The 16,809-nt window shown below is 70.6% G+C and carries 17 protein-coding genes; 10 read left to right on the top strand and 7 right to left on the bottom strand.

Annotated elements, in window-relative coordinates; translation table 11 throughout:
- Positions 1-590: 590 nt before the first annotated feature.
- Entirely contained in the window at positions 591-2,192 is a 1,602-nt protein-coding gene (locus tag KF910_RS11280; protein WP_292262929.1) for a helicase HerA-like domain-containing protein, read from the bottom strand.
- 60 nt (positions 2,193-2,252) lie between these two features.
- The gene (locus tag KF910_RS11275; protein WP_292262927.1) at positions 2,253-2,810 is read right to left on the bottom strand and encodes an IPTL-CTERM sorting domain-containing protein; all 558 of its coding nucleotides are present in this window, start codon (positions 2,808-2,810) and stop codon (positions 2,253-2,255) included.
- A gap of 105 nt (positions 2,811-2,915) precedes the next feature.
- Here KF910_RS11275 and KF910_RS11270 point away from each other — a divergent pair, with 105 nt between their 5' ends.
- The 9 genes from KF910_RS11270 (at position 2,916) to KF910_RS11230 (ending at position 13,150) form a co-directional block, all read left to right on the top strand.
- The gene (locus tag KF910_RS11270) at positions 2,916-4,103 is read left to right on the top strand and encodes an AI-2E family transporter (RefSeq protein WP_292262925.1); all 1,188 of its coding nucleotides are present in this window, start codon (positions 2,916-2,918) and stop codon (positions 4,101-4,103) included.
- 268 nt (positions 4,104-4,371) lie between these two features.
- Positions 4,372-9,222, top strand: a complete 4,851-nt coding sequence (locus tag KF910_RS11265) for an NAD-glutamate dehydrogenase (RefSeq protein WP_292262923.1) — start codon at positions 4,372-4,374, stop codon at positions 9,220-9,222.
- Between the two features lie 16 nt (positions 9,223-9,238).
- Positions 9,239-9,703 carry a universal stress protein gene (locus KF910_RS11260; RefSeq protein WP_292262921.1) on the top strand — a complete coding sequence of 155 codons (465 nt, stop codon included), beginning with the start codon at positions 9,239-9,241 and terminating at the stop codon, positions 9,701-9,703.
- A gap of 97 nt (positions 9,704-9,800) precedes the next feature.
- Entirely contained in the window at positions 9,801-10,355 is a 555-nt protein-coding gene (locus tag KF910_RS11255) for a NifU family protein (RefSeq protein WP_292262919.1), read from the top strand.
- Between the two features lie 62 nt (positions 10,356-10,417).
- The gene (locus tag KF910_RS11250) at positions 10,418-10,996 is read left to right on the top strand and encodes a helix-turn-helix domain-containing protein (RefSeq protein WP_292262915.1); all 579 of its coding nucleotides are present in this window, start codon (positions 10,418-10,420) and stop codon (positions 10,994-10,996) included.
- Positions 10,997-11,062: 66 nt separating this feature from the next.
- On the top strand, positions 11,063-11,437 hold the full coding sequence (locus tag KF910_RS11245; RefSeq protein ID WP_292262909.1) for a helix-turn-helix domain-containing protein: 375 nt from the start codon (positions 11,063-11,065) through the stop codon (positions 11,435-11,437).
- Positions 11,438-11,528: 91 nt separating this feature from the next.
- The gene (gene tsaB, locus KF910_RS11240) at positions 11,529-12,212 is read left to right on the top strand and encodes a tRNA (adenosine(37)-N6)-threonylcarbamoyltransferase complex dimerization subunit type 1 TsaB (RefSeq protein WP_292262906.1); all 684 of its coding nucleotides are present in this window, start codon (positions 11,529-11,531) and stop codon (positions 12,210-12,212) included.
- On the top strand, positions 12,209-12,625 hold the full coding sequence (gene rimI / locus KF910_RS11235) for a ribosomal protein S18-alanine N-acetyltransferase (protein WP_292262895.1): 417 nt from the start codon (positions 12,209-12,211) through the stop codon (positions 12,623-12,625). The genes tsaB and rimI overlap by 4 nt, the downstream gene beginning before the upstream one ends.
- 51 nt (positions 12,626-12,676) lie before the next feature.
- Positions 12,677-13,150 (top strand): Fur family transcriptional regulator, encoded by a 474-nt coding sequence (locus KF910_RS11230; RefSeq protein ID WP_292262892.1) that lies wholly within the window; start codon positions 12,677-12,679, stop codon positions 13,148-13,150.
- Between the two features lie 27 nt (positions 13,151-13,177).
- On the opposite strand, the gene KF910_RS11225 is transcribed toward KF910_RS11230, so the two are convergent.
- From KF910_RS11225 to coaBC, 4 genes are all read right to left on the bottom strand, one after another.
- Positions 13,178-13,480: a DNA-binding protein gene (locus KF910_RS11225; RefSeq protein WP_292262891.1), complete on the bottom strand. Its 303-nt coding sequence runs from the start codon at positions 13,478-13,480 to the stop codon at positions 13,178-13,180.
- A 72-nt stretch (positions 13,481-13,552) separates the two neighbouring features.
- Positions 13,553-13,912: a hypothetical protein gene (locus KF910_RS11220; RefSeq protein WP_292262890.1), complete on the bottom strand. Its 360-nt coding sequence runs from the start codon at positions 13,910-13,912 to the stop codon at positions 13,553-13,555.
- 71 nt (positions 13,913-13,983) lie between these two features.
- The gene (gene dut, locus KF910_RS11215; protein WP_292262889.1) at positions 13,984-14,433 is read right to left on the bottom strand and encodes a dUTP diphosphatase; all 450 of its coding nucleotides are present in this window, start codon (positions 14,431-14,433) and stop codon (positions 13,984-13,986) included.
- On the bottom strand, positions 14,430-15,662 hold the full coding sequence (gene coaBC / locus KF910_RS11210; RefSeq protein ID WP_292262888.1) for a bifunctional phosphopantothenoylcysteine decarboxylase/phosphopantothenate--cysteine ligase CoaBC: 1,233 nt from the start codon (positions 15,660-15,662) through the stop codon (positions 14,430-14,432). The genes dut and coaBC overlap by 4 nt, the downstream gene beginning before the upstream one ends.
- A gap of 125 nt (positions 15,663-15,787) precedes the next feature.
- On the opposite strand from coaBC, the gene KF910_RS11205 reads away from it, so the two are divergent.
- Positions 15,788-16,288 (top strand): S-type pyocin family protein, encoded by a 501-nt coding sequence (locus tag KF910_RS11205; RefSeq protein ID WP_292262879.1) that lies wholly within the window; start codon positions 15,788-15,790, stop codon positions 16,286-16,288.
- 21 nt (positions 16,289-16,309) lie between these two features.
- On the opposite strand, the gene KF910_RS11200 is transcribed toward KF910_RS11205, so the two are convergent.
- The gene (locus tag KF910_RS11200) at positions 16,310-16,723 is read right to left on the bottom strand and encodes a helix-turn-helix domain-containing protein (RefSeq protein ID WP_292262873.1); all 414 of its coding nucleotides are present in this window, start codon (positions 16,721-16,723) and stop codon (positions 16,310-16,312) included.
- Positions 16,724-16,809: the final 86 nt, after the last annotated feature.

Below are 16,809 nucleotides of genomic sequence, written 5' to 3'. Positions count from 1 at the left end.
GCCGGGCCAACGACCCGGTCCCGGAACGGCCAGAGTAACCCCCTCGACCCTCCCTCGATCGCCGGACCCGTCGCCAATGACTGTCCGATCCGACGACCGCAGGCCCGTGCGTGTGAGTGACACGCACAGCCCCGCTTCCTCCGCTCCCGCCGCCGCGAAGTCGCTGGCCTCGCGGCCTCCCCATGCGACGGGACCTGGGGAGTATAGGGCCGTTCCCAGCCCAGGCGTGCGAGATGGGGTTGGCGGCGGGGATTGATGAGTGAAGTCAGAGGGTTAGGTTCCCTGGCGCGCGCAGTTGGCGTTCCTGACCCCTCTCCCGTTGGGAGAGGGCTTGAGGCTCGCAGAGCGTAGCGATGCGCATAGCCGAAAGGGTGAGGGGTTACGGCGCCCGCCCGGTGAGAGCGAAACCCCTCACCCTTTCACGCAAGTCCAATCGCCCTGACGGGCTCTTGGGCGTTCAAGCCCTCTCCCTATGGGAGAGGGAGGAGTGTGTGAGGTCGAAGGTCGGAGCCCTCGGCCAGCCCCCTCCACCGCTTCGCGGTTCCCCTCCCCCGAGCGGGGAAGATCCGGGGGTTCCGCGGTGGCGGGGGTCAGCGTCGCTTCATTCCGCCCAGGACGCCGCGCAGGATTTCGCGGGTCAGGGTCGATCCGGCCGTGCGCAGGACCGACTTGGTCAGGGCCTCCATCGGCGTCTGGCGGGTCGAGGCGCGGGCGCGCGGGGCCGTGCGGGCCGCGGCGCGTTCGCGGGCCAGGCGGTCGCGTTCGGCGGCGCGGGCCGCCGTCTGGGCCGCCTTTTCCGCCTGGGCGTCGGCCTTGGCCTGGGCCTTGGCTTCGGCCTCGGCCTCTTCGCGCGCCTGGGCGTCGGCGCGGGCCTTCAGATCGGCGGCCTGGGCGTCCTCGCGCCGGCCGGTCAGAACCTCGTGGGCCGACTCGCGGTTGACCGGCGTGTCATAGAGGCCGCGCACGGGGCTGGAGGCCATCGCCTGGGCGCGCTCGGCGTCGGTGGCGGGCCCCAGGCGCGAATCCGGCGGGCGGATGCGGGTGCGGGCGACGACACAGGGCGCGCCCTTTTCGTCCAGGACCGAAACCACGGCCTCGCCCACCCCCAGGGCCTGGATGGCCTCGGCGGTGTTGAAGGCGGGATTGGCGCGGAAGCTCTCGGACGCCGCCTTCAGCCCGCGCTGTTCGGCGGGGGTATAGGCGCGCAGCGCGTGCTGGATGCGGTTGCCCAGCTGGGCCAGGACGCTGTCGGGAATGTCGGCCGGGTTCTGGGTGATGAAATAGACGCCGACTCCCTTGGACCGGATCAACCGCACCACCTGTTCGACCTTTTCCAGCAGGGCCTTGGGCGCGTCGCGGAACAGCAGGTGGGCCTCGTCGAAGAAGAAGACCAGGCGCGGTTTATCCGGGTCGCCGATCTCGGGCAGCTGTTCGAACAGTTCCGACAGCAGCCACAGCAGGAAGGCGGCGTAGAGACGCGGGCTGGACATCAGCCGGTCCGCCGCCAGCACATTGACCTGGCCCCGGCCGTCCAGACCCGTCCGCATCATGTCTTCCAGCCGCAGGGCCGGTTCGCCGAAGAAGGCCTTGCCGCCCTGTTGTTCGAGCTGGAGCAGGGACCGTTGGATGGCGGCGATGGAGACGGGGGCGACATTGCCGACCTCGCGGCCGATGCGCTCGGCGTTTTCGCCCACATAGGCCAGGAGGCTGCGCAGGTCGTCGAGGTCCAGCAGCAGGAGCCCCTCCTGGTCCGCGACGTGGAAGGCGACCGAAAGCACCCCTTCCTGCACCTCGTTCAGGTCCAGCATCCGGGCCAGCAGCAGGGGGCCGATCTCGCTGACGGTGGTGCGGATCGGGTGGCCCTTCTGGCCATACAGGTCCCAGAAGACGGTCGGGGCGGCGCGCGGGTTCAGGGTCAGCCCCATGCCGGCGGCGCGATCCAGCAGTTTCTCATTGGGCGATCCGGCCTGGCTGATGCCCGACAGGTCGCCCTTCACGTCGGCGCAGAAGACCGGCACCCCGGCGTCCGAGAAGCCCTGGGCCATGATCTGAAGGGTGACCGTCTTGCCCGTGCCGGTGGCGCCGGCCACCACCCCGTGCCGATTGGCGCGGTCGAAACGCAGCACCTGGGGCTGGGCGCCGTCATCGGCCAGGGATTGGCCCAGGAACAGGCCGGGAAGGGCGTCGGTCATCGGGGAGTCTCCTTGAGCCCCCCGATTAGCTTATTCCCCAGGCGTCGAAAACTGCTTCGCTCAGGCCAGGCGGCGGCGCTGGATCATCCAGCCTCCACCCGCCAGCAGCAGCCCGCCGAACAGGATCATGGCCCACGCCGACAGGGTCGGAACGACCGCCGGCGCGCCGAGGACCACCGCCCCCGGACCGTCGAAGGTATAGACGGTGTCGCCGGTCGCGCCGGAGTTGTAGGTCGAGCCGATCAGCACATAGGGTGTTCCGGCCGTCAGGATCATGGCTGCGCCCACGTCGTCTGAAATCGACACGCAATTGGTGCTCGGGTTCAGCGGGTCGAAGGGGGCCGCATAGATGGCGGCCATGCCGTCCACGGTTGCGGGACCCGTCTCGGGCGGGATGTAGCTGCCGGTCACCGTGACGGTGAAGGGGATCTGGACGTAATGGTAAGATCCGCCCGGAGAGACGGGCGGGCACGGCGTGGCGCTGCCGTTGAAGGTGTAGGGCAGGGCAGGTTCGGAGCCGGTCACTGTATAGGGCACCGGCGTGAGAACCTGAGCCTGGGCCGACCCCGCGGCCGCGGCGATGAAGGCGGCGGCGACGGCTGAGATAGTTGCTTTCATGACGGCCCCTCGTTCATGATCAACTGCATACCTCGGTTATCTGAGGGGTGAAACAGAGGACTCGTCCTTATTGACGCGCAGGCCGTCGGCTCGGACAACGGTCGCATGAAACCCGCCATCGCCGTTCCGACATCCGCCGTCGCCCGCAACGCCCTGGTGCTGATCGCCGTGGTGGCGGGCGGGGCGGCCGTTTACTGGCTGCGGGACATTCTGACGCCCCTGGCCATGGCCATCTTCCTGATGATCATGATCGACGGGGTGAAGCGCTGGATCGAGATGCGGGCCGGGCTGAGCCCCCGCTGGGCCGGGATCGCCGCCCTGCTGGTGGTGGTGGCCGGCTTCATCCTGTCGATCTGGATCATCGTCGACGGGGCGGCGGGCTTCTTCACCGACGCCTCTGGCGTCAGCGCCAACATCGGGCCGCGTCTGGACCAGGTTCTGCGCGACCTGTCGCATCTGGTCGGGGTGGACACCCCGCCGACCGCGGCCGAGCTGATTTCCGGCATCGACCTGAGGGGCTATCTGACCCAGCTGGCCTTCCAGGCCCAGGGGATCGTGTCCGGCGCCTTCTTCGTCATGGTCTATCTGGGCTTCCTCTTGGCGTCCCAGGCGGGGTTCCGGCGCAAGATCGTCGGCATGTTCCCCAACCGCGAGAACCGTTCGGAGGCCCTGGAAGTGTTCCAGCGGGTGCGCGGCGGGGTCGAGGGCTATCTGTGGGTCCAGACCGTGACCGGGGTGATGATCTGCGCCGCCGCCTGGGTGCTGATGCGGCTGGTCGGCCTGCAGAACGCCGAGTTCTGGACCTTCGTCATCTTCGTGGTCGGCTTCATCCCGGTGCTGGGCGGAGCCGTGGCGGGCCTGGCGCCGCCGCTGTTCGCCCTGGTGCAGTTCCCGACCTACTGGCCGGCGCTGATCCTGCTGATCGGGCTGCAGACCATATTGTTCATCAGCGGCAATCTGATCCAGCCGCGCATGCAGGGCGACAACCAGAACATCGACCCGGTGGTGGTGCTTCTGGCCCTGGCCTTCTGGGGCAAGGTCTGGGGGGTGGTGGGCATGTTCCTGTCGACGCCCCTGGCGGTGATGGCCATGGCCGTGCTGGCGGAATTCCGCGGCTCGCGCTGGATGGCCATCCTGCTGTCGGGCGACGGCGAACCCTATGCCGACGAGGATCCGATCCGCGCCGGGCGGACGCCCGCCAAGCCTCCCGAAACCAAGGCCCGAAAGGCGGCCGGGGGGCGCGGCGCCGTGTCGCGGGGGGGCAAGGCCGGGACAGGGTCTGCGAAGACTTGAACCTCTCCGCGGGCCGCCTATCTTTCATTCAGACGGCGCGGGCCCCTCCCTCCCCTCAAAGCCCCCGTCGTCAAGCGAGCGCCGGTTCCCTCCCCCCTCCCGGACCCGGCCCCCGTCAGGCCGCCGAGCGCCCCGCGCCCGGCGGCCTTGTCGTATCGGACGAGGTGAACGGCGGTCAGGCGCGCGGGGGGCTTCCCCGGATCGTCAGGACGGCCTAGTCAGCGGAGTGCGGCGACGTCCCGCCGCGTCTGAAGAGTCACGCAGCATCATGTCCGCCGCCGACACGCGCCCCGCCCCGTCCCAGAGCATCGACCTGAAGTCGTTGAGGATGGCCATGGCGCGCCGGCTGGGGGTCAAGGCCCTGGATGACCGTCAGGGGCTGTTCGCGGCCCAGGCGCACGAGGACTACGCCGCCGACGAGACCCCGGAACTGGACGCCGAGGCCTTCGCGGCCCTTCTGGCCGAGGCCTGGACCGCCGCCGAGGCGCGGCCCTGCGGGGCGCCGGCCCAGATCACCGTGCGCGGCCTGTCCACCGACGCGGGCCGCGGCGCCTATGACCTGGTTCAGATCATCCAGGACGACTGCCCCTTCCTGGTCGACAGCGTCATGGGCGAACTGGCCGAGGCCGGGGTCTCGGTGCGGGCCCTGTTCCACCCGGTGACGCCCGAGGCGGGGGGGCAGGAATCCGTCATCCTGGTCGTCATCGATCCCCTGCCGCAGGAACGGCGCGACGCTCTGGGCGAGGGCCTGGCCGAAACCCTGGCCGATGTGCGGGCGGCGGTGGGCGATCACGAGGCCATGGTGGCCCTGATGAAGACCTCGGTGGCCCAGCTGGAAGCCTCGGCCCCCGGCGCCGACCCCGAACTGGTGCGCGAGCAGGCCGAATTCCTGCGCTGGCTGAAGGGGGACCATTTCGTCTTCCTGGGCGCGCGCGACTACGAATATCCGCGCACCAAGGACGGCGCCTATGAGGCCGAGGCGCCCCTGTCGCAGCCCACCGAGGGGCTGGGCGTCCTGCGCGATCCGAACCGCACCGTCCTGCGCCGGGCCAGCGAGCCGGCCGTGCTGACCAAACAGATGAAGCGCCAGCTGGACCTGGGCGACCCGGTCACCGTGGCCAAGGCCAACGCCCGGTCGCGCGTCCATCGCCGCGCCTACATGGACTATATCGGGGTCAAGCGTTACGGGCCGGACGGCAAACCGTCGGGCGAGACCCGGTTCGTCGGCCTGTTCACCGCCGAGGCCTATGACCGCGCCGCATCGGAGGTGCCGCTGGTGCGGCGCAAGGTGGCCAACGCCCTGAAGCGCGCCGGCAAGGCGCCCGGCAGCCACAATGAAAAGCGGCTGAGGAACATCCTGGAGAACTACCCCCGGGACGAGCTGTTCCAGATCGGCGAGGACGAACTGCTGTCCATCGCCCTGAGCGTGCTGCACCTCTATGACCGGCCGCGCATCCGCATGTTCACCCGGGTCGATCCGTTCGACCGGTTCGCCTCGATCCTGGTCTATGTGCCGCGCGAGCGCTACGATGTTTCGGTGCGCCAGCGCATCGGTCGCATCCTGGCCGAGGCCTGGGGCGGCCGGGTTTCGGCCTGGTATCCGCAGCTGTCCGAACAGCCGCTGGTGCGGATCCACTACATCATCGGCTTCGAGCCGGGGAATCACCTGAACCCCGAGCCGCAGGCCCTGGAAGCGGCGGTGGCGGCGGCCGGGCGCGGCTGGGTCGACCGGTTCGAGGCCGCCCTGCGCGACGCCGATTTCGACGAGATCGCCGTGGGCCCGACCAGCGCCAAATGGGCCGAGGCCTTCGGCGCCGGCTATCGCGACCGCTATGACGCCGACGAGGCGGTGCGCGACCTGGAGTCCATCGACCGGCTGAACGCCAGCGGCGAACGGGACGGCGGCGAGCCGGTGGCCGTGCGCGCCTTCCGCAGGCCCGAGGATTCGGCCCTGCGGTTCCGCTTCAAACTGTATCGGCGCGGGGCGGCGGTGCCCCTGTCGGACGTCCTGCCGATCCTGGCGGACATGGGTCTGAAGACGCTGGAGGAATTCGGCCACGCCATCCGCCCGACCGGCGATGCGGAAATCCATGTCCATGAATTCCTGCTGGAGGACCCGCGCGGCGAGCTTCTGACCTTCGGCGACATCCAGGGGCCGTTCGAGGCGGCCTTCGGCGCCGTCTGGGACGGCCGCACCGAGAGCGACGGGTTCAACCGGCTGGTGCTGGAGCTGGGCGTCGACTGGCGCCGGGCGGCCCTGGTGCGGACCCTGGCCCGCTATCGCCAGCAGACCGGGCTGGACCCCAGCCAGGCGGTGCAGGAAGAGGCCCTGCGCGAATATCCCGACATGGCGCGGCTGCTGCTGAGCCTGTTCGAGGCGAAATTCGACCCGGACGGCGCGGTCAAGGACCGCGAGGCGGCGGCGGCCGAACTGTTCGAAAAGGGCCTGGCCCTGCTTCAGGACGTCAAGTCGCTGGACCACGACCGGGTGCTGCGTCGCCTGATGCTGCTGATCCAGGCGATCAAGCGGACCAATTTCTACCAGACCACGGCCGATGGCGAGGTCAAGCCGCACATCTCGATCAAGATCGCCTCGCGCGAACTGGACGACCTGCCCCTGCCCAAGCCGTTCCGCGAGATCTTCGTCTGGGCGCCGCATATCGAGGGGGCGCACCTGCGCTTCGGCCCGGTGGCGCGCGGGGGCCTGCGCTGGTCCGACCGCCGCGACGACTTCCGCACCGAGGTCCTGGGCCTGGTCAAGGCCCAGCAGGTCAAGAACGCGGTCATCGTGCCGGTCGGGTCCAAGGGCGGCTTCTATCCCAAATGCCTGCCGCGCGGCGGCGACCGCGACGCCATCCAGGCCGAGGCCATCCGCGCCTACAGGACCTTCCTGTCGGGCATGCTGGACGTCACCGACAACATCGGCGCCGACGGGGCGGTGATCCCGCCGGAACGGGTCGTGCGCTGGGAAGGGGACGACCCCTATCTGGTCGTGGCCGCCGACAAGGGGACGGCCACCTTCTCGGACATCGCCAACGGCATATCGGCCGACTACGGCTTCTGGCTGGACGACGCCTTCGCCAGCGGAGGGTCGGTCGGCTACGACCACAAGGCCATGGGCATCACCGCCCGCGGGGCGTGGGAGGCGGTCAAGCGCCACTTCCGCGAAATGGGCAAGGACATCCAGTCCGAACCCTTCACCGCGGTCGGCGTCGGCGACATGTCGGGCGACGTCTTCGGCAACGGCATGCTGCTGTCCAAGGCCATCAAACTGGTCGCCGCCTTCGATCACCGCGACATCTTCATCGACCCGAACCCGGACCCGGCCAAGTCGTGGGCCGAGCGCAAGCGTCTGTTCGACCTGCCGCGTTCGTCCTGGCAGGACTATGACAAGGCGCTGATCTCGGCGGGCGGCGGGATATTCCCGCGCGCGTCCAAGTCGATCGACCTGACGCCCGAGATCCGGGCCCTGCTGGGGATCGAGGCCGAGGCCGTGGATCCGGCCGCCCTGATGCAGGCCATCCTGCGGGCCGATGCGGAACTGCTCTATTTCGGCGGCATCGGCACCTATGTGAAGGCGAGCAGCGAGAGCAACGCCCAGGCCGGCGACAAGGGCAATGACGCCATCCGCATCGACGGCGCCGAACTGCGGGCCAAGGTGGTCGGCGAGGGCGCCAACCTGGGCATGACCCAGGCGGGCCGGATCGAGGCGGCGCGCAACGGGGCGCGGATCAACACCGACGCCATCGACAACTCGGCCGGGGTCGACAGCTCGGACCACGAGGTCAACATCAAGATCCTGACCGGGACGGCGATCGCCTCGGGCTCTCTGAAGGCGGCGGACCGCAACGCCCTTCTGGCCTCCATGACCGACGAGGTGGGCCTGAAGGTCCTGGCCCACAACTACGACCAGACCCTGGCCCTGACCCTGCAGCAGGACGAAGGGGCCGCGGCCCTGGACGCCCAGCAGCGGTTCATGCAGTGGCTGGGGGCCAAGGGGAAACTGGACCGCAAGGTCGAGGGCCTGCCCGACGACCTGAAGCTGGCCGAGATGAAGGCTTCGGGCCAGGCGCTGACGCGGCCGGAACTGGCGGTTCTGACGGCCTATTCCAAGCTGGAGCTGTTCGACGACATCGTGGCCACGACGGCGCCGGACGACCCCTTCTTCCACCGCACCCTGGTGCGCTACTTCCCCGAGCCTCTGGCGAAATACGAGGCCGACATGGAGCGGCACCGGCTGAAGCGCGAGATCATCTCGACGGTCCTGTCGAACGAGATCGTCAACATGTGCGGCGCCACCTTCCCCGAACGGCTGCGTCTCTCGGCCCAGGTGGACACCGGGGCCATGACGGTGGCCTTCGAGGCGGCGCGCCAGGTGTTCCGCCTGGACGAGGCCTGGGACGCCGTCTCGGCCCTGGACCTGAAGATCCCGGCCGAGGCCCAGACGGCCCTGTATCGCGAGATCGCCACCGTGCTGCGGCGCCAGACCTACTGGCTGTCCAAGCGGGCGGCGCGCGACGAAACGACGGTCGACGGTCTGATCGCCGCCTATCGCCCGGCGGCGGACGCCCTGCGCGCCGCCGGCGGCGGGGTGCTGAGCCGGTTCGAGGCGGCGCGGCTGGACGAGCGGGTCCAGGCGTTCGAGACCCTGGGCGCCCCCGCCGACCTGGCCCGCGACTTCGCCATGCTGCGGCCCCTGGTGGCCACGGCCGACATCGGCGACCTGGCCAGGGAGTCCGGCTGGGACGAGCCGTCCATGGCCATGCTGTATCACCAGGTCGGCGCCGCCTTCGATTTCGACCGGCTGCGCGCGGCGGCGGGGCGGGTGCCGTCCGGCGATCATTTCGACCGGCTGGCCGTGCGCCGCCTGATCGAGGACCTGATGTCGGAACAGCGTGACCTGACCCGCGCCGTGGCCGCCGCATCCAGCGCGGCGGCCGGGGCCAGCGAGGCGGCGGCCGAGGCGGCCGTCGACGCCTGGATCGGGACGCGCCTGGCCGAGGTGGAGGCCATCCGCGCCTCGGTCGACGAGATCGAGGCCTCGGGCGCCGGCTGGACCTTCGCCAAGCTGACCATCGCCAACGGGGCCATACGCGCCCTGGCGGCCCTGGCCGCCTGAAGCGCCGGGAGGGGCCATGCCGCGCAAATTCCTTGTCGTCGTCGACGACAGTCCGGAGTTCGAGGCGGCCCTGCGCTACGCCTGCCGGCGCGCACGCTCGACCGGCGGGCGGGTGGCCCTGCTCAGGGTCATTCCCCTGGGGTCGGACGAGCACTGGTCCGGGGTGCGCGAGGAGATCGAGCGCGAGCAGAGGGCCGAGGCCGAGGCCCTGCTGACGCGGCTGGGGGAGGAGGCGACCGACCGATCGGGCGCCCCGCCCCTGTTCCTGATCGAGGCCGGAGAGGCGCCCGACGCCATCCGCCGGGTGGTCGAGGCCGATCCGGAGATCAAGATCATGGTCCTGGCCGCCGGATCGGGGTCGCGCGGGCCGGGACCCCTGGTCACCACCGTGCTGAAGGGCGTCGGTTTCGCCGGCCGCAAGCTGCCGGTCACCATCGTGCCGGGCGAACTGACCGAGGCGGACATCGAAGACCTGGCTTGATTGGGCGCTAGCGCTCGCCGCGCGGCGGCTCGCTGCTTGAGCGGGATGGGACGCACCCGGGGTTGAAGCGGGGGGCGGTCGGGCGCATCTGAGCTTCATGTTCATCCAGACCGAAACCACCCCCAACCCGAACGTGCTGATGTTCCTGCCCGGGCGCCCGGTGTCGCCCGAGGGGCCGCTGGACTTTCCGACCGAGGAAGCCGCCGGCGGCTCGCCCCTGGCGCGGGCCCTGTTCGCCCTGGACGGGGTGGCGGGGGTCTTCTTCGGCGCCGACGCCGTCTCGGTGACCCGCCTGCCCGAAGGCCCGTCCTGGGCGGAGATGAAGGCGGGCGTCCTGACAACCCTGATGGACCATTTCGTTTCAGGCGCGCCCCTGATTGACGCCTCCGTCCCGGCCGAGGTCGAGGGGGAGGACAGCGAAATCGTTTCGGAGATCAAGGGGCTGCTGGACAGCCGCATCCGCCCGGCCGTGGCCCAGGACGGGGGCGACATCCTGTTCGACCGGTTCGACGAGGCCGAGGGGGTGCTCTATCTGCGGATGCGGGGAGCCTGTTCGGGCTGTCCCTCGTCCTCGGCGACGCTCAAGGCCGGGGTCGAGCAGCTGATGCGCCACTATGTGCCCGAGGTGAACCGGGTCGAACAGGTGATCTGAACCCGTCCGCCGGGAAACGAATTCGTCCTCGCGCGCGGCGGCGGACGGCGCCATGATGGGCCATGGCCCGCTTCACTTCAGACGATGACACACGCCGGCTGGGCGAGGCCCTGGCGGACCTGCGCCGCGACCGAGGGCTGAGCCAGGCCGAGGCCGGACAGCGCGTCGGCATGACCAGCCAGGGCTGGGGCCTGTATGAGGCCGGGCGGCGTCCGGGCCTGTATCGTCCCGATGTCCAGCGCCGCCTGACCGCGGCCCTGGAGGCCACGCCCGAGGATCTGCTGCTGCGCGCCGCTCCGCCTGCGACCCCGCCCGTATCCGCGCCCGCCGCGGGGGTCGAGGCGACCGGCCGAGCCTTTCGTCCTGCCCCATCGGCCGAGGTGCGGATGATGCAGCTGACCGGCGACGAGATGGCGCCCTGGGCGTCGGCGGGGGTGACGGTCGCCTATCGCCCGGGCCAGGCGCCGCGTCCGGGCCAGGGGTGCGTGGTGCGGCTGACGGACGGACGCCGCATCGTGGCCCTGTTCGAGGAGGGGGGCGAGGCCCTGCACCTGTCGCGGCCGAACGGTGAACGGTTCGACCTGGCCCGGTCGGAAGTGGCGGAATTGTCGGCGATTGTCGGGCGGCTGGAAGACAATTGAAACACTATGGTTGCAAACCTTATGGTTTCATGAAACCTTTCCGCATCGACGATGAGGGAGGCGGCCATGGCCAAGACGGGAACGCGCAGCGCCGATGCGGTCGATCGCCTGGTCGGACGGCGGATCGCGGCGCGGCGGATGGCGCTGGGCCTGTCGCAGACGGCCCTGGCGGCCCAGGCGGGCGTCAGTTTCCAGCAGCTGCAGAAATACGAGGCAGGGCTGAACCGGGTTTCGGCCTCGCGCCTTCACCGGATCGCCACCCTTCTGGGCGCGCCGGCGGCCGATTTCTTTCCGGACGAGACGGACGACCGGGCTCCGTCGCCCCGGCCCGCCCCGACCCTCAGCCCCGAGGCCGCCGCCCTGGGCGCCGCGTTCGAGCGCATTCCGGCCGCGCCGGTGCGGCGGGCGGTGATCCGCATCGTGGCGGCCCTGGCGACCTGAAGCGCGGGCGGGAGGCGGTTTCGTCAGGCCGGACAGACCGCGCCTCGCCCATGACGGACACGACCGCGCGGCGGGGAAGGGACGGCGGGCGATGAGGCTGCTGGTCCTCGATACGGCGCTGGACGCCTGTCAGGTCGGGCTGTTCCAGGACGACCGGGCGATCCTGACACTGGAACAGCCGATGGTGCGCGGCGGGATGGAGCGGATCGCCCTGATGACCCGCGACCTGATGGCCGCCGCCGGCCTGTCGCTGGAGACCATCGACCGCATCGGGGTGACGGTGGGGCCCGGCTCCTTCACCGGCCTGCGGGTCGGCCTGGCCTTCGCCCAGGGCCTGGGGGCCGGGGTAGGGCGGCCGGTGGTCGGGATTTCCAGCCTGGACGCCCTGGCCGCCTCTGTAGGGTCGGAGCCTGATGTGGCGCCGGGGCCGGTCCTGGCGGTGATCGACGCCCGCCGGGGCCAGGTCTATGCCCGCGCCTTTGACGCCGGCCGGCCGACGATGGAGCCTATGGCCCTGACGCTGGAGGCGGCGCGGACACTGGCGGACAGGCTGGGACCCCGGCCGATCCTGGTCGGATCGGGCGCGCCCCTGCTGGCGGAAGGACGGGAGGGGGCGCGGGTCATCCCCCTGGCCGCGCCCCGGCTGGCGGCGGTGGCGCAGCTGGCCCTGGCGGCGGATCCGGCCCAGGCGCCGCCGCGCCCCCTGTATCTGCGGGCGCCGGACGCCACCCCGCCGACGCGGCGGCCCGGCGCGCCCCGGCGCGAGGCCCCATGACCCGTCCGGCGGACCTGGCCGCCCTGCACGCCCAGGCCTTCGCCACGTCCTGGACCGCCGAGGCCTTCGCCGACCTGCTGGATCAGGCGGGCGTCTTCGTCGAGGCCGAGGATGGCGGCTTCATCCTGGTCCGGGTCGTGGCCGACGAGGCCGAGATCCTGACCCTGGCGGTGCGGCCACAGGCGCGACGCCAAGGCGTTGCGACCCGCCTGGTCCAGGCCGCCGCAGGCCGCGCCGCCGGCCGGGGCGGGCGCCGGCTGTTCCTGGAGGTGGCCGAGACCAATGACGCGGCGCGGGGCCTGTATGAACGGTGCGGATTCGACACCGTGGGGCGGCGGCGCGCCTATTACGCAGACCCCAAGGGCGGGCCGGCCGTCGACGCCCTGATCCTGGCGCGCGTCCTGGGCGACTGAAATCCCCCGCCATGGCTTCCCTAGGCCGGAGGCCCGGCCTATCTTCGCCTCATGGACCGGATCGAGAAGCTTTGCGCCGAACGCGGGATGCGGATGACCGAACAGCGGCGGGTCATCGCCCGAGTGCTATCCGACGCCGAGGATCACCCGGATGTCGAGGAGCTGTACCGCCGGGCGTCCAGCACCGACCCGCACATCTCCATCGCCACCGTCTATCGCACCGTGCGCCTGTTCGAAGAGGCGGGGGTGGTCGAGAAGCATGATTTCGGCGACGGGCGCAGCCGCTATGAAGAGGCGGGCGACGATCACCACGATCACCTGATCGACACCAAGACCGGCGATGTGATCGAATTCTTCGACGCCGAGATCGAACGGCTGAAGACCGAGATCGCCAAGCGGCTGGGCTTCGAACTGGTCGGCCACAAGCTGGAACTGTATGGCCACGCCATTCCGGGGGCCGAGCCAAGCGAGCGCGAGGGCCTGATCTACCGCCGTCACCGCAGCACGCCGGACGAGGCGGACTGACGCCTGCGCCAAAGGGCGCTCTGACTGTCAGGCCACGTCGTCGTCTCCGACCGGCCCGCCTTCGTTCTCCAGCCGATTGATCGAGCGGGCGTCGCCCCGGCGGAATTTCAGCCGCACACCGACCCCGGCCTCGTCCTCTTCGATGAAGACGGCGCCGCCGGATTCCAGGGCCGAGACCAGCCTTTGCTTCGCCTCCGGATCGAGATCGAGACGGCTGTATTCGAAATCGGCCAGGGCGCCGGGAACCAGCCCGGCCAGCCGGGCGACGTGGTCTCGCGGCCATTCGACCAGGGCGCGGGCGGCGCGGGCCTGGGGACCGGTGATCGGCATGGGCGGCCTCCGAATTCTGGCCGCCAGCCTAGCCGAGATACCGTCCTGACGGAAATCGGAAGCGCGAGCGACTCAATGGGCGTGGCTGTGGCGGTGTCCGCCGGTCAGCAGGGTGCGGATCAGGAAGAAGACCGCGATCACCACCGCATAGCCCAGGAACAGGGCCAGGGTCAGCATCCAGAAGCCCAGGGTCAGCAACGGCGGCAGGGCGAAATCGCCCCCGTCCAGCACCGGCCGCAGGGCGTTGATCAGGTGATGGATCACCGTGGCCCCCAGGGCGGTGGCCCAAAGGCGGCTCCAGGCCGGCATGGCCAGGGCGGCGATGACGGCGATCAGCAGTCCCATCACCTGATTGACCCCGTCGAACCCGGTCTGGGTCAGGCTGAACAGCCCGCCCGCCAGGGCCCCGATCTGGTCGAAGAACGTTTCCACGCCGCACCTCCCGCGTCAGCGGCCCAGCTTGGCCGCGACAGGGTTAACGCCGGTCGGCGAAAAAGGCTGCCTCAGCGGCCGGTGGAGCCGAATCCGCCCGCGCCGCGCGCCGTCTCGTCCAGGCTCTCGACCTCGGCCACCGCCGCCTGTTCGTGGCGGGCGACGACCATCTGGGCGATGCGTTCGCCGCGGCGGATGACGAACGGCGCCTGGCCCAGATTGGCCAGGATCACCCCGACCTCGCCGCGATAGTCGCTGTCGATGGTGCCGGGACTGTTCAGGCAGGTGATCCCGTGTTTCAGCGCCAGGCCCGAACGGGGCCGCACCTGGGCCTCATAGCCCGGCTCCAGGGCGATCTTCAGGCCGGTGGGAACCAGGGTGCGAGCCCCCGGCTCCAGGGTCATCGGCGCGTCCTCGGCCACGGCCGCGCGCAGGTCCATGCCGGCCGATCCCGCCGTCTCATAGGCGGGCAGGGCCAGGCCCTCCGAATGGGGCAGGCGCTGGATACGCAGGGTGGTCATGCGGGGGCCTTGAAATGGTCGGCGATACGGACGGCCAGGGCGCGGGCCACGGCGGCCTTGGACTGGCGCGGCCATGCCTCTTCACCGCCCGAGCGTTCGATCAGGGTGACGGCGTTGCCCTCGGCGCCGAAGACGTCGTCGGACACGTCGTTGGCCACGATCCAGTCGCAGCCCTTGCGTGACAGCTTGGCCCGGGCGTTCTCGATCAGGTTCTCGGTCTCGGCCGCGAAACCGACGACCAGGGCCGGACGGTCCGGACCGGCGGCCGACAGCCCGGCCAGGATGTCCGGATTCTCGATCAGCCTGAGGGTCGGCGGCCCGTCCGGCGCCTTCTTGATCTTGCCCGAGGCCACCGCGTCGACGCGCCAGTCGGCCACGGCGGCGGTCAGGACGGCGATGTCGGCCGGCAGGGCGGCCTGGACCGCCGCCTGCATCTGAAGCGCGCTTTCGACGGCGACCCGCGTCACCCCCGGCGGGGCGGTCAGGGCGACCGGGCCGGAGACCAGGGTCACCTCAGCCCCCAGGGCGGCCAGGGCGCCGGCGATGGCGTAGCCCTGTTTGCCGCTGGACCGGTTGGTCAGGCCGCGCACGGGATCGACCGCCTCGAAGGTGGGGCCGGCGGTGACCAGGGCGCGGCGTCCTCTTAAGGGTTGATCGGCGGCGCCGGACAGCAAGGTCTCGGCCGCGTCCAGGATGGCGGCCGGCTGGGCCATGCGGCCGGGGCCGAACTCGCCGCAGGCCATCTCGCCCTCGTCCGGCCCGACCCAGTGGAAGCCCGTGCCGCCGTCGAACCCGTCCAGCCGCGCGACATTGGCGGCGACCGCCGGATGCAGCCACATGCGCACATTCATGGCCGGAGCCATCAGCACCGGCTTGTCCGTGGCCAGAAGGGTGGTCGAGGCCAGGTCGTCGGCCATGCCGTTGGCCGCCTTGGCGATCAGGCCCGCCGTGGCCGGGGCGACCACCACCAGATCGGCCCAGCGCGACAGTTCGATATGGCCCATGGCCGTCTCGTCGTCTGGGGCGAACAGGCCCTCGCGCACCGGATGTCCGGTCAGGGCGGCCAGGGACAGGGGGGTGACGAAGGCGGCCCCGCCGGCGGTCAGGATGGCGCGGACCTCGCCGCCCGCCTTGCGGATCAGCCGCACCAGCTCCAGCGCCTTGTAGGCGGCGATGCCGCCGCCGACGATCAGAAGGATCCTGCGGCCATTCAGGGCGCCCGTGCTCATGGTCCGGGTTTAGCGGCCGAAGACGACAAGGTCGAGACGGCGCCCGCCGATGCCGGAGCGGAACATTGCAAGAACATGAAACCTGTGACTAGATAACGCCGGTAGGTCGAAAGCGGGAGGACACCATGACCGACAGGATGATGATCGCGGCGGCCCTGGCCGTCCTGGGGCTGGCGGGATGCGAACGCTCCTCGGCGGTCGAGACGCGGGATCGGGGGGCCGAGCCGGCGCCGGCCGCGGCCCTGGCCGCCCTGCCCGCCGAGAACGAAGCCGCCCCGCCGGCCGAGGCGCGGCCGGTTCTGACCGCCAACCGGCGCGAGACGACGGACGCCAAGATCGAGCGTCTGTACCGCCGCAACGGCGCGGCCTTCGGGGCGCGCTCGGCCGAGGATTATCTGGCCCGGGTGACGGCCTTCACCGGCAATCCGCCGCGCGACGCCGAGATCGCCAAGCGACCGAATGGGGACACCCTGATCTACCAGGCCTCGACCAACACCTTCGCCGTGGTGGCGCGCGACGGAACCCCGCGCACCATGTTCAAGCCGGACGACGGCGCCGCCTACTGGGCCGACCAGAAGGCCAAGGCCCCGGACTTCGGCCGCTCGCGCCGGTCGTCCGGAGAATAAGGGGGCCAGGGGCCGGGAGGCTCAGGCGGGTTCGTCGCCGGGCTTTCCGGCCATCTCGCGCACCATGTCCAGCACCAGCTTCTGCTGGCGCACCGGCAGGCTGGGCGTCAGGCGGGCGACCTCGATGGAATAGCGGGTGGCCGGGAAGTCGTGCTCGAACGCCGGCGCCTCGCCCTCGGCCAGGCCCGGCTGGGCCGCCAGGCCCTGGAAGAAATAGCCGATGTCGACGTTGAAGAAGCGGGCGATGTCCCACAGCTTGGAAGCCGAGATGCGGTTGGCGCCCTTCTCGTATTTCTGGATCTGCTGAAAGGTCAGGCCCAGGGCGCGGCCGAGGTCGCTCTGGTTATAGCCCAGGCTGATCCGTTTCTCGCAGACACGCCGCCCGACGTGGCGATCGACGGGATGCGGGCCGTGTTCCGCAGCGCTTCTGGGCATGAGGACCTTCCGTAAGACTAGCCCCAGCCGAGGGTTTGCGATGGAATGGTCCCGCTGTCACTTAAATTCTTGCACTTTGTCCGGAC

It is taken from the genome of Brevundimonas sp., assembly GCF_019636155.1.
Lineage (GTDB): Bacteria > Pseudomonadota > Alphaproteobacteria > Caulobacterales > Caulobacteraceae > Brevundimonas.
This window is presented reverse-complemented; position numbering and strand designations above follow the sequence as displayed.

Excerpts from the sequence above, each read along its gene's own strand:
- KF910_RS11250 (WP_292262915.1), top strand. The coding sequence starts at position 10,418 with ATGGCCCGCTTCACTTCAGACGATGACACACGCCGGCTGGGCGAGGCC.
- KF910_RS11255 (WP_292262919.1), top strand. The coding sequence starts at position 9,801 with ATGTTCATCCAGACCGAAACCACCCCCAACCCGAACGTGCTGATGTTC.
- coaBC (WP_292262888.1), bottom strand. The coding sequence starts at position 15,662 with ATGAGCACGGGCGCCCTGAATGGCCGCAGGATCCTTCTGATCGTCGGC.
- KF910_RS11280 (WP_292262929.1), bottom strand. The coding sequence starts at position 2,192 with ATGACCGACGCCCTTCCCGGCCTGTTCCTGGGCCAATCCCTGGCCGAT.
- KF910_RS11200 (WP_292262873.1), bottom strand. The coding sequence starts at position 16,723 with ATGCCCAGAAGCGCTGCGGAACACGGCCCGCATCCCGTCGATCGCCAC.
- KF910_RS11245 (WP_292262909.1), top strand. The coding sequence starts at position 11,063 with ATGGCCAAGACGGGAACGCGCAGCGCCGATGCGGTCGATCGCCTGGTC.
- KF910_RS11275 (WP_292262927.1), bottom strand. The coding sequence starts at position 2,810 with ATGAAAGCAACTATCTCAGCCGTCGCCGCCGCCTTCATCGCCGCGGCC.
- KF910_RS11265 (WP_292262923.1), top strand. The coding sequence starts at position 4,372 with ATGTCCGCCGCCGACACGCGCCCCGCCCCGTCCCAGAGCATCGACCTG.
- rimI (WP_292262895.1), top strand. The coding sequence starts at position 12,209 with ATGACCCGTCCGGCGGACCTGGCCGCCCTGCACGCCCAGGCCTTCGCC.
- KF910_RS11205 (WP_292262879.1), top strand. The coding sequence starts at position 15,788 with ATGACCGACAGGATGATGATCGCGGCGGCCCTGGCCGTCCTGGGGCTG.
- KF910_RS11230 (WP_292262892.1), top strand. The coding sequence starts at position 12,677 with ATGGACCGGATCGAGAAGCTTTGCGCCGAACGCGGGATGCGGATGACC.
- KF910_RS11260 (WP_292262921.1), top strand. The coding sequence starts at position 9,239 with ATGCCGCGCAAATTCCTTGTCGTCGTCGACGACAGTCCGGAGTTCGAG.
- KF910_RS11225 (WP_292262891.1), bottom strand. The coding sequence starts at position 13,480 with ATGCCGATCACCGGTCCCCAGGCCCGCGCCGCCCGCGCCCTGGTCGAA.
- tsaB (WP_292262906.1), top strand. The coding sequence starts at position 11,529 with ATGAGGCTGCTGGTCCTCGATACGGCGCTGGACGCCTGTCAGGTCGGG.
- dut (WP_292262889.1), bottom strand. The coding sequence starts at position 14,433 with ATGACCACCCTGCGTATCCAGCGCCTGCCCCATTCGGAGGGCCTGGCC.
- KF910_RS11270 (WP_292262925.1), top strand. The coding sequence starts at position 2,916 with ATGAAACCCGCCATCGCCGTTCCGACATCCGCCGTCGCCCGCAACGCC.